This is a genomic window from Singulisphaera rosea, from assembly GCF_054877945.1.
The window spans coordinates 117,093-128,660 of the sequence record NZ_JBTYIP020000016.1 but is presented as its reverse complement, the minus strand read 5'-3'; the positions used below and the strand labels follow the sequence as shown (position 1 = coordinate 128,660).

The window sequence follows — 11,568 nt, the reverse complement described above, 5'->3', positions numbered from 1 at the left end:
ATGCACGGGGTAAATAAGGCCAGTATCGATTCCTTACACACGAATATCGCCGACATCGCCCAAGCGGCGGCGGAAAGCCCGCTCAGGATAGTCTCGCCCAGCCATCCGAAAGGGTTCGGAAACGTCGATGCCAAGACGCAAATAAACTTCGAGCTTGATGTCGATAATGCGGGCGGTGGCGTTATCGACGGCACATCCTTCGACCGGATCGAACGCGATCTTGGCGGCCGGGTTTTCGTCTTCCGGCTCAGGAAGCAATCGCCGGAAGAGCCGACTCTTTGGGCCGGTTGGTACGAGCAGTGGATGGCCGAGGGCGACGGAAAATTTAATCTGGTCGGGCTATCGTGGACGTTTTATTGGGGCGTCCTCTATCGTCCGCGAAAGGCGATCCTCCGGGCTGAATGGGACTCGCTTCATTATCGGAGCCCTCGGGCTGGCCAGCCGCATTGGCACATCGACCCCGACCTGCTGGTCGATTCGTACCACCTGTTGCCCGCTGAAGCGCCGCCCGCTCAGGCCGAGGGCGACCTGATCGAACTTCCCGCCGAAGAAGAGCCGGGGCTTGTCGAGATCGTCGAGCCCAGCGGGATGCAGGAGCTTTCGCTGAAGGGGATGCACCTTGCTATGGGTGGATGGAATCATGGAGAAGCCCACCCGAATTGGTGGCGATGCTCGCTCCCCGAAAAATGGAACGAGATCACCAAATGGGCGGAGCGCACGCTGGTCTACGCCAAGGAGCAATTCGAGAAAGAGTTCCACGCCAACGCGCCGATTTGAAGCCGCGGAATCTCGCGACGCAGGTGCAATTCACCCGGCCTCCAACCCCCGTCCCGAAACTCAAACGCCCCGCACCAAATCAATGATCGCGTCCCTGACTTCCGGCGTCAGCGAGTGCCATTTTCCGACAAGCTCGCGGAGTGCCACGTCCTCCCGATAGCCGTCGCGACAAGCCCACCCAAGGGTTTCCGCAACTGCATATGGACAAATTGTTTGCGTCATCAGAGACATGGGTACAATTCCCGCCACCTTCGGTGTAATCCTTGAAAGCGTTTCTCTCCGAACTAACATGAAAAGAATTTCGCCATAACCTCGCCCGGCAGCCTGGCTCCAGCATGGATTCCGGAGGCCGTGCTCAGAGTCGTCAAGCGATAATGGCAGCCGATCCGGCTGGGAGCCGACAAACAGCGCATAAGCCGCTCGCGGATAATGGCCCGCGCTTCATCCTGTTCTGGGCGAGTGAAGCGCCTTTACAGACCGCTCTGACCGGCGTCACTATACGTGATCGACACGGTCCAGTCTTCGACCACGTCGCGGCCAACTCCGGATTTGGAACTGGCGGTGGTGATTCAACTCCGCATGGTGCGTCTCGAAGGCGATGGTCAGAAGGTTGTCCATGCCGAATCCCTTCCCTGTTATGTTGATGAAGATGCCAGCACCCCGGTGAATCCGCACGGATCCGTCGGCATACGATTCAAAGAGTCAACGAGCGTCGATCGCGGCACGCCCACCGACCGCGCCACCCCGGAGACCGTCATCCCGCTTAGCATCAGCGCACGGGCTGCCCCTATTCTTTCGTCATCGAGCTTGCGGGGCCGTCCGCCTTTGCGGCCCCGGCGTTTCGCCGCCGCCAGGCCCGCAAGAACTCGCTCCCGGATCAGCGACCGTTCGTACTGCGCCAGCGCCCCAAAGACATGAAACAGGAACTCGCCCATGGCTGTCGTCGTATCGATGGTTTCGGTAAGCGAGCGAAATCCAACCCCTCTGGCCCGAACTCCGCTCACGATCTCGATCAAATGTGGCAGGGAACGTCCAAGGCGGTCGAGCTTCCAGACGACCAGGATGTCGCCCTCGCGGAGGAATTCGAGACAGGCCTGGAGTCCAGGCCGGTCATCGCGGGCGCCGGACGCTTTGTCTTCGTAGATATTCCGCTCATCGACTCCAGCCGCGCGCAGTGCATCACGTTGCAGATCGGTCGATTGCCGATCATCAGAGGTCGAAACCCGTACATAGCCGACAAGCATTTCACGAAAACCATCAAAACAGACCGTTTCCGTGATAAATCACGTCTCGGAGTTTCCGTCAAGGTTTTTCGTGAATCGGCAACTCTCTCGGATCGAGAAAACCGGTCGAAGGTGGCTGGCCCGTTCTGGTCTTACGGAAAACACCTGTTATACCGAATCTTGTGGATCACTGACTATTGAGGGCAGCGGCCCACCGGAAGCCGACCGCCCCGCGTACGACCTCGGGCTGGTCGATCAGCCAGCGGCATCGCTCCACCAGGGTCCCTTGCAGAGAATCCAGGTCGTCGAACGCCTGGTTCGCCACCGCCTCGCGCAACAGGGGCCATAAGGGCTCCGCCGGCTGCAGCTCCGGCGTGTAGGCCGGCAGCCGGTGCAGCACCACGTTCGCCGGGATCACCAGACGCTTCGCCACGTGCCACCCCGCGTTGTCCACCAGCACGGCCAGCAGCTTCTCGCCCGAGGGGTCCGCCCAGCGGGCGAACTCCTCCAGGGCCAGGCCCATCCAGTCCGCGTTCGCCGACGGGAGCAGCAACTCGAGGTTGCGGCCGCTGGCCGGGTGCACGAAGCCGTAGGCGTAGAGCCACTCGTACCTCGTCCGGCCTGGCGCGATCGGCCGACGGCCGATCGTCGACCAGACCCGGCGGGTGATCGGCTTCAGGCCCAGCCTCGCCTCGTCCTCGGCCCAGAGCTCCACCACCTTATCGGGGTGGTCCCGCCGCAGGCCCTCGAGCCGGTCCCCCAGTGCGTCTTTTCCACGCCCGCTGCTGGGCGGGCGTGGCGGCCTCCGTGTGGACGGGTCGAGGGACCTGCAGCGACATCCCCAGGCCTCGCAGCCAGGACCAGCCGGTCTGCTTGCAGACGACGACCCCCCAACGCTGGCGGACGTAGGCGGCGACCTTGGGCCCGCTCCAGAGGCCGCCGTCGGGCGGGGCGTGCCGCAGGGCGTCCCAGAGGTCGATCTGCTGGTCGTCGGTGAGCTTGGATTGGCCGCCGTTGGTCCGCACGCGGCGATCTTGCAGGCCGTCGGGGCCTTCGGCGTTCCAGCGCTTGAGGACCTTCCGGACCCAGCCGGGCGAGAGGCCGACGACGCCTGAGACGCGCTCCGGAGTGGGGGAGTCGGGCCCGGTCAGGAGCCAGAGGACCTGCCAATGGGTCTTCTCCAAACCCGAGCGGCAGGAGCGGTAGCGAAGGGAGATCTCGTCGTGAGTCAGGTGAGGGGCGATCGGCAAACGTGTCCGGGCCATGGTGATACCCTCCAGTCGTGGATCACCCCTCTATTGTAACGCTTCTGATCCAGAAGATTCCGTATTATTCGTGATAGCAGCCACGTCTGAAAGCGAGAATCTTCTCACTGACGACGGCTTCACCTCCCACGCTAAGGGGTCCCTCCACTCCGGCCGTCGTCGGATGAATTGACGGAACGTTCGCGGAACTTGTTTCAGCCCCGAACGCGACGATCGTCGGCGCCGAGTGGGTCATCCTCAAGCGTCGCGATAAGGAGGACCGACGCGACATGGAGTTGATCGGAGACGGTTTCCCCGGCTAATCTCGCCTGGACGACGCGATGCGACAGCGCCAGAAGGTCGGGGATCGACTGGCGGAGACGCTCGGCCGCGAAATCGATGGTCACGGGTTGATCGGGCATCTCGTCTCCGGCCGGAGTGATCTCGGCGGCCAGGTTTTCACCGTCGCAATCCTCGATGGCAACGGCTTCGTCGGTCGGCTTGTCGTGAGCGATCGCGGCAGCGGCCTGCGCTGTTTCCGCCTCGATGCCTTCGAACGTCAGCCGCATCTCGCGGTAAAGGTGGACGTGGTAGAGTGTCATCATCTGACTCCTTTCAGAAGAGGGGCGGCCGGCAGAAACGCCCCAGTTGTGAACCTTGTTCGGATCAAAGACAATCCGACTGCCGAAGTCTGGTCGCCCGGCCCTTGGCGAAAAAGACCGGTTTAGGACGCAACGGCAGGCCTGGAACGCTGGTCTGCCCTCCTGGCCGAACTTCCATTCCTGGTTTCGGCGACCCGCGATCAAACGGTCTTGCCGACGCCACGCGCCCTTGGTTAAGCTATCATGCAGGATAAAGGACATTATCTGTAACTGTCTAACAATGTCCGAGTGTCCGCATGTCAGATGGAGATTCGTTTCACCTCCTCCACCGTAGCCTTATCTCCTCTCCGATCGTAGAGCTTGGTTGTGCGGGGCGACTCGTGGCCGGCGATCGCCTGAGCACCCTCGAGTGTGCCGCCGTTCTCAAGGTAGTTGGTGATACCGGTGGCGCGAAAGCTGTGGCAGCCAATCGTCTCGGGTAATGCCGCCGCTCGGGCTCGTCGTTTGATCCTCTTGAGCGCGTCGATGGGCGACATCGCCTTCCGCGTCAGTGCATGATCACGTCCAACGGTACGGAAGAGTGGACCCTTTTGGTCATCCACGATGCCGCCTGTTGCGATGTATGCGTCAAGATAGAGGGCGGCCTTGGGGTGCGCCGGGACGTAGTGAAGCTTGCCGCCCTTTTCGTGCAGCCGGAACCAGCCTTGGCCACCTTCGGTGTAATAATCACCCACCTCCATCCCCAGGGCGGCTCCGATCCGGGCGAAACTGAAGGCCATGACACCGATCAGAGCACGGTCGCGCAGGCCGATGATCGTCGAGGCGTCGATGCTGTCGATCAGGCGCCGGGCTTCCACCGCCGTGAGTACCGGCGTTCGGCCCCGCTTGATGACGTACTTTGGCCCGCGCACGGACGACGCCGGGTTGAACGCCACGACGTGGCCCGTCACCAACCAGTCGAAAAGCATGCGGATCGCGGATAGGCATTGCTTGACGCTCGGCTTCGAACCCGGGTGCTGCTCGACATAGGCCGCGACCGTGACCGGTTCGACCTGCTGAAGTTCGAGGCCGCGATCATCGCACCAGGCAAGAAACTTGGCGACGGCCCGCGCGTAGGCCCGCCGCGTGTTCGCGTTCCGGATCTGGGCTGTGAAGAATTCCACGAATCGCTTGCCCGCCTTGTCTCCCGCCCTGACGACGATGGCTGGAAGCCGAAAGCCATTCCCTGGCCATTCGACCAATTCTGCCAACCCTTCCCTTGCTCCCCGAGCGGCACACATTCGCAGGCCTCCGTCGATGCAGGATAATGTCCTTTATCCTGCACTCAATCATATCTCAATTGATTAGGACGGCGCAAGCAAAAAAACGCCATCGAGCGTCTGTGCGATCCTCCGCCCCGAACGGAAAGCCTCCGAGGTCCTCGAAACCAGCGTGCCTCTGATCAAGTCGCAGGTTTTCTCCAATCGACAAAGGTGTGCCGATGAAAACGCCCGGGAAACGCCCAGAGAGAGCATCCGCGATCCGCCCGCGACAGGTGGGGGGCGAATGGAGCCGTAAGAGACGCGAACGCAAGCCGGTCCTTTCATTCGAAGCGATGGAGGGGCGGATCGTCTGCGCTGCGGGCAATCTCGACACGACGTTCAACAGGACCGGGACGCAGATTGTTCGCTTCCCAAACACCGACCTGCAGAGTCCGACGGCCGTTGCCAATGCGATCGCTGTTCAGAGCAACGGCAAGACGATTTTGGCAGGCCAGATCAACGGAGGATTCAATTTCGGATTTCAAATGGCCGTGGCCCGTCTGAACACAGACGGTTCGCCCGATACCACATTCGGCACTGGGGGCACCCTCACCATCCCCGTCAAAGTGAACGGCGAAAGCACCGCCGTGGATGACGTTTCCGGAGTCGTCATTCAGCCCGATGGAAAGATCGTCATTGCCGGAACCGCCGATTGGGGATCGCGGTTCGCCGTCTTTGCGGTGGTGCGCCTGATGCCGGACGGCTCGCTCGACTCGACGTTCGGCAATGGCGGCGTCCAGACGGTGGGATTCGCAGGAGCCGCCACCACCGCGGGAATGGCGATCGATTCTTCCGGGAAGATCGTCGTGGCGGGCACCATGACCACAGATACGAACGGCTCCGAGTTCGCCGTCGCCCGCTTGACGTCCAACGGAAGCCTCGACACGAGCTTCGGGCAGTCCGGCACGCAGACGATCACGTTCGATCCCGCCTCGTCCTCGAAGGACACGGATCGCGCCATCGCGATCCAGTCGGATGGAAAGATCGTCCTGGCAGGTTATCACCCGAGCGTCCGGCAGGGATCCTTTGCACTCGCCCGGTTGAATTCCAATGGCACTCTGGATCGTTCCTTTGGGACTTCTGGTGTTCAATACACGGCGCTGGCCGGGACTTCCAACACAGGCGCGACGGCGATGGCCATCCAGCCCGACGGCAGGATCGTCGTCGTCGGCACGATGGATCACACCGGTTATGAAATCGCGCGTTTCGACACCTCCGGGGCGCTCGATCCCACCTTCAATGGCACCGGTCAATTCTTTCTCCCCTTCCACAATGCCCTTGGATTGGGTCTGACCGCCGACGCCAGCGGCGTCGCCATCGAACCCGATGGCCGGATCCTTGTCTGCGGGAACGTCACCGCGGCAGTGTCCGGCGACCTTGTCGATTTCGGAGTTGTCCGCCTCAACGCGAACGGAACCCTCGACACGACCTTTGCCGAGAGTGGCGAGCGATTCATCGGCTTCGATGAGAAACCGACCGGCATCGATCAGAACGCCGCCCGAGCGCACGCACTCGCACAGACACCCGATGGAAAGCTGGTGGTCGCAGGCTCCGCCGGGATCAGCTCGATCGCCAGCGCCGACGATCTCAGCTCGGATTTTGGCGTCGCCCGTCTCATCCTGGGGGGATCGACCACACCCACTCCGACACCAACCCCGACTCCCACCCCAACGCCAACTCCCACACCTACCCCAACGCCAACGCCGACTCCCACCCCGACTCCGACCAGGGGTCCCATCAAGTCGCCATCAGGGGCGACGAATCCCAACCAACCACTCACACCGCCTCCGGCAGCGTCGCCGCTCCCCCCGGGCTATGCGACCACCCCTCCGCGCATCATCCGTAATCGGTTCGTGCGCGGACGCGGCGGCGTGAGACAGATCGTCCTGAAACTCGACCAGGCCATCCCGTCACGGGCCGCGATGAGCGCAGCGATCATCACCCTGGATGGATTGGGCGTGGCCGGGACGTTCGACCAGACCATCCGCATCGCAAGGGTTGTCTACAATCGCGCAGCCCACACGATTTCCATCGTGCTACCCAGGCGCCAAACGTTTCATGGGCAGGCCCAGTTAACCGTCAGCGCGGCCGGCATCGTGAATCTGCTCGGCCAGAAACTCGACGGCAACGGCGACGGAACGGGAGGGTGTGGCAAATAATCCTGGCGCCAGGCCTGCGGGTTAGTCAAGATAGGCAGGAACTCTTTCCCATCGGAGGTCTTTGCCATGTCAGCCGAGCCGAAACTCTCACGCGACGAGTTCATCGCACAGATGCGAGCCAAGATGGAGGCGATGCTCGGCCAGGTCGCCGACGCGATCAACGACGCTCCCCCTGGGTACATCATCTCGGGCAGCGAGGAGCGGGTCCGCGACCTCTTCGCGGGCCTGCGACAGCAGGCCTTCGAGAAGGGATTGCAGATGCGAGTCGATGCGGCGGAGGCCGCTTCCCCCCCCTCCGGTGGACCCGAGCACCGGCAAGGCCAAGCGGAATAAGGGCCGGCAAGACTTCACCGTGCTGACGATCAATGGCCGGGTGCGGCTCCGGCGACGCCGCTGGCATTCCCCGCACGAAGGCTCGACGGCGCCGATGGACGCCTGGCTGGATACGGTCGAGGGCACGATCAGCCTGGGCGTGCGCGAGATGGCCTGCCGGCTCAACGGCGATGGCAAGAACTTCGATAAGGCCGCGGCCAACCTCAAGCGCACCGCGCAGGTCCAGCTCAGCGGCGAGACGCTCCGGGTGCTCGTCGAGGCCGAAGGCAGGCGCGTCTTGCAGGCGCAGCGGTCGGGCGGACTGCCGTTGGGCTGGTCGGCGGCCGACTGCAAGACCGAGGGGAAGGCCACGCGGATCTATGTCGGCAGCGACGGCGTGATGGTGCCGCTGGTGACCGAGGCCGAGAAGGCGTCGCGACGGAAGAAGGTCAGGGAGAAGCGGCGGCGGCGAGGGAGGAAGGCGCGGCCGTTGCCCGCGAGGAAGCCGGGCGCCGACCAGTCGTACAAGGAGTTCAAGATCATCGCCATCTACGACGAGGCCCAGGACCATCGCCTGGTCTGCGGCACGCGAGGCGATTGCGAGGCGGCCGGGCGGCTGATGCGGCGAGAAGCCGGCCGAGTCCGGCTGGACCGAGCCGACGAGAAGGTAGGCAACGTCGACGGCTCCCCGTGGATCCGGAACCAGGTCGAGCGTCAGGGCCTGCCCCTGGATGCCTTGGGATTGGACTTCTACCACCTCGGCGAGAACGTGCATAAGGCCCGGCGGGCGATCTATGGGGATGATGACGAGGCGGGCAAGGAATGGGCCGGCCATCTGCTGCACGTCTTCAAGCACGAGGGCTACGAGGCGGCCTGGACCCGACTGCTGGCGTGGCGCGTGGCGCTGAAGCAGGGCCGTCCTGCGGCGGATCGGCTGGTGAACTACATCGGCGAGCGACGGGAGATGATCCGTTATCCCGAGTTCCGGTCCAAGGGCTGGCAGATCGGCAGCGGTCCGACGGAGGCGACCTGCAAGACGCTCACGGCGCGGCTGAAAGGGTCGGGCATGCGCTGGGACAGCGACAATGCCGAGGCGATCATGGCGCTGGAAGCATTGACCCAAAGCGACCAGTGGGATGAATACTGGCAAACACAGCTACGGCGAACGGGTTGAGTCCGCCATGAACTTTTGCCACACCCGAACGGGAGGGGATGATTTCGTCGAGACGGTCCGTCTCTAAAATGTCCCGGCGACGCTGGCGGCTGGCGACCTGATCTTTCCAGGAGGTTTTCCGCTCCGAATCTCCCCGTGACGAGCGGTCTTGACGCTCCACCGCCAGCCGATCGCAACTCCCGGAATGGACTCGATCCGTTCGGAGGCGAGGGAGGTCTCTGTCTTCCGCCTTGCTCTTCCCCCGAACCATGTTATAGGGAAGCATGGCGAAAAAACGCACCCCTTCCAAATCCGTGGCCGCCCAACTGCCGGACGCCGGCTACGACGCTGTCCTGGCCGAAGTGATCCATCTGCTGGAATCGGCCCGGCAGGTCGCCGCACGTTCCGTCAACTCGATCATGACCGCCACCTACTGGGAAGTGGGTCGACGAATCGTCGAGGAGGAGCAGCGGGGAAAGGGCCGCGCCGAGTATGGCGAGCAACTCATCACCCGGATGGCCAAAGACCTCACGAAACGATGCGGCCGGGGCTTTGGATACCGCAACCTTTACCAGATGCGTCAGTTTTACTCGGCTTACCCGCCGATTTTGCAGACGCCGTCTGCAAAATCCGGACGGGGCGAGATGCCCGAAAGGCCGGCGCTGGCCGATATCGCAACCCGGTTCCCTCTCTCCTGGTCTCACTATATCCGCCTGATGTCGGTCGCGAATCCCAAGGCTCGGGACTTCTACGAATCGGAAGCCTTGCGAGGCGGGTGGAGCGTTCGGCAACTCGACCGCCAGATCAGCACGCAGTTCTACGAGCGGACGATGCTCTCTCGCAACAAGGCGGCCATGCTCACCAAGGGCCGGAAGGCGCGGCCCGAGGACGCCGTCACTCCCGAAGAGGAGATCAAGGATCCGCTGGTCCTGGAATTCCTCAATCTCAAGGATGAATACTCCGAAAGCGACCTCGAAGAGGCACTCATCCGCCACCTGGAGACCTTTTTACTCGAGTTGGGGGACGATTTCACCTTCGTCGGCCGCCAGAAACGGCTACGCATCGATGACGAATGGTTCCGCATCGATCTCGTCTTCTTTCACCGCCGCCTTCGCTGCCTCATCTTGATCGACCTCAAACTTGCTGCCCTCACCGCAGCAGATATTGGTCAAATGAACCTCTATTTGAATTATGCCCGACATCACTGGACACGCGTAGGCGAGAACCCGCCGGTAGGGCTGATCCTTTGCGCCGAACACCGGGCCGGTGTCGCCAGATATGCTCTGGAAGGCCTGTCGAGCAAGATCCTTGCCGCCGAGTATCGCACGGCCCTACCGAGCGAGGAAACCTTGACCGCCGAACTGGAGCGGACGCGCAAGGCCCTGGAGGCGCGGAGCGGCATTGCCCCAGACGCTGATCATTCTTGATCGAGAGCGTTTCCCGACTGCTGCGAAATCGAACGGCCCTGGACCTGTCGGGGCGCAACGATCGGCACCGCTTGCGGGCATGGCGGCCTCCATTGAGATTTGCCTGGGCGGAACGGCGGACGCGAAATCTCGTGCGCCCTGTCGCTCCGATTCCAACGGACGAAGCCATGCCGATTCCGTCGCCTGAGGCGTCCCCGCTTCGCGGGCCGGGTGCTTTCAGGCTCCGCTTCGCTGCGGTCCCTCCGGGACGGCCTCCGGCCCCTTCCCGCCCCCTGACGCTGGTCGGCGACGGGCAAGCAGAACGCCCGGCATCCCTGCCGGTCATCCCGCTGGCCGATCCGTCGCCTGGCGGAAGGTCGCTGCGCTCCCGCGCGGTCATGATTCCAGCCGGTTTCACCCCATGTTGACGTGGGGGGTGAAACCCGCCGGTTTGCTTTGAGCGGAGGGCCGCTTCGCGCCTGCTCCGCAAGGATCCCCCTCCCGTCCCCCGGCGGGGGACGCGGGGAGTTAAAGGCGAAAGAAGGGTATCGCCGGTTTGACGGATCGCTCCCGTTGGTCGGCATGTGCTGTTGTTCTCAAACGTGCCACCTCGTCGCTTCCGGCTTGCGCTTTCTCTCCCTCTGTGCTATGAGCCTGACAAACAGCGATCGATCGTTCCCACCTTCCCATGGCACCGGGGCCGTCTCTTCCACCGCCCCTCCTGCCGGGGTTTCTTCGCAAACCCGACGATGCCGACAGGCGCCGGGACGCCGTTTCGCAACCAGGAGGCGCGGCCCATGCAATACAAGACGATCATGCTCGAACTGATCCAGGACCGCCCGAAGCTGCACAGGCAGCTCCAGGCGAGCCGAACGCTGCTGTCGACCCTGGACCGCTACGCTTCGAGCCTCAAATCCCGCCACGCCCACTGGACCGGCCAGCTCATCCGGGCCGGGCTGGCCAAAGACCCGCTGGTGATCGCGAGCGAGGCCCTGGAACTGGCGATCGAGGAGATGAAGAGCGCTTTACCCTCGGGAGCGACCCCGAGCGGAAGCGATTCGGAGCCGCCCTCTCTCGACGCGGCGATGAGTTATCTCCGCCGTCATACGCCGCCCGCCTGAACGCCTCGCGTGCGACCTCCCGCCAACCCCGCCTTCCCTTTCAGGTTTCTCCAGGCCGGCGCGATCCTGACGGCACTCCCCAGCCGCAGGAACCGCCGGCACCAGTTTCAGAGGATGCCCCTCCCCTGCCCTCGTCCCCGCACCGGGCCCTGGATGACGGCACGGTAATCAGCCCGCCGGGCCGGGCCAGCGGAAACCCGGTTCCCCCTGAAGGCCTCCCCCCATTTTCCGCTGGCCCGGTCGCTGCGCTCGCTTTGCCCCAGCCTGGGG

Annotated in this window: 11 protein-coding genes; 6 read left to right on the top strand and 5 right to left on the bottom strand. The window is 63.3% G+C overall.

Annotated features, from left to right (window positions below; genetic code table 11):
* The gene (locus ACYOEI_RS24370; protein WP_462852231.1) at window positions 1-777 is read left to right on the top strand and encodes a hypothetical protein; all 777 of its coding nucleotides are present in this window, start codon (window positions 1-3) and stop codon (window positions 775-777) included.
* A gap of 635 nt (window positions 778-1,412) precedes the next feature.
* On the opposite strand, the gene ACYOEI_RS24365 is transcribed toward ACYOEI_RS24370, so the two are convergent.
* From ACYOEI_RS24365 to ACYOEI_RS24345, 5 genes are all read right to left on the bottom strand, one after another.
* On the bottom strand, window positions 1,413-2,021 hold the full coding sequence (locus ACYOEI_RS24365) for a recombinase family protein (protein WP_462852230.1): 609 nt from the start codon (window positions 2,019-2,021) through the stop codon (window positions 1,413-1,415).
* 166 nt (window positions 2,022-2,187) lie between these two features.
* Window positions 2,188-2,718, bottom strand: a complete 531-nt coding sequence (locus tag ACYOEI_RS24360) for an IS630 family transposase (RefSeq protein ID WP_462852229.1) — start codon at window positions 2,716-2,718, stop codon at window positions 2,188-2,190.
* A gap of 1 nt (window position 2,719) precedes the next feature.
* Window positions 2,720-3,265, bottom strand: a complete 546-nt coding sequence (locus tag ACYOEI_RS24355; protein ID WP_462852228.1) for a winged helix-turn-helix domain-containing protein — start codon at window positions 3,263-3,265, stop codon at window positions 2,720-2,722.
* 194 nt (window positions 3,266-3,459) lie between these two features.
* Complete coding sequence (locus ACYOEI_RS24350; protein ID WP_462852227.1) at window positions 3,460-3,813, bottom strand: hypothetical protein; 354 nt, start codon at window positions 3,811-3,813, stop codon at window positions 3,460-3,462.
* A gap of 332 nt (window positions 3,814-4,145) precedes the next feature.
* A complete protein-coding gene (locus ACYOEI_RS24345) occupies window positions 4,146-5,096 on the bottom strand; it encodes a tyrosine-type recombinase/integrase (protein WP_462852226.1) in 951 nt (316 codons plus the stop codon).
* Between the two features lie 230 nt (window positions 5,097-5,326).
* Here ACYOEI_RS24345 and ACYOEI_RS24340 point away from each other — a divergent pair, with 230 nt between their 5' ends.
* The 5 genes from ACYOEI_RS24340 to ACYOEI_RS24320 all read left to right on the top strand — a co-directional run bounded on the left by ACYOEI_RS24340 (window position 5,327) and on the right by ACYOEI_RS24320 (window position 11,298).
* A complete protein-coding gene (locus ACYOEI_RS24340; protein ID WP_462852225.1) occupies window positions 5,327-7,306 on the top strand; it encodes an NHL repeat-containing protein in 1,980 nt (659 codons plus the stop codon).
* Between the two features lie 66 nt (window positions 7,307-7,372).
* On the top strand, window positions 7,373-7,639 hold the full coding sequence (locus ACYOEI_RS24335; RefSeq protein WP_462852224.1) for a hypothetical protein: 267 nt from the start codon (window positions 7,373-7,375) through the stop codon (window positions 7,637-7,639).
* The gene (locus tag ACYOEI_RS24330; protein WP_462852223.1) at window positions 7,575-8,792 is read left to right on the top strand and encodes a hypothetical protein; all 1,218 of its coding nucleotides are present in this window, start codon (window positions 7,575-7,577) and stop codon (window positions 8,790-8,792) included. Before ACYOEI_RS24335 ends, ACYOEI_RS24330 begins: the two co-directional genes overlap by 65 nt.
* A 263-nt stretch (window positions 8,793-9,055) precedes the next feature.
* A complete protein-coding gene (locus ACYOEI_RS24325; protein WP_462852222.1) occupies window positions 9,056-10,198 on the top strand; it encodes a PDDEXK nuclease domain-containing protein in 1,143 nt (380 codons plus the stop codon).
* A 776-nt stretch (window positions 10,199-10,974) separates the two neighbouring features.
* Complete coding sequence (locus tag ACYOEI_RS24320; RefSeq protein ID WP_462852221.1) at window positions 10,975-11,298, top strand: hypothetical protein; 324 nt, start codon at window positions 10,975-10,977, stop codon at window positions 11,296-11,298.
* The last annotated feature ends 270 nt before the right edge of the window (window positions 11,299-11,568 follow it).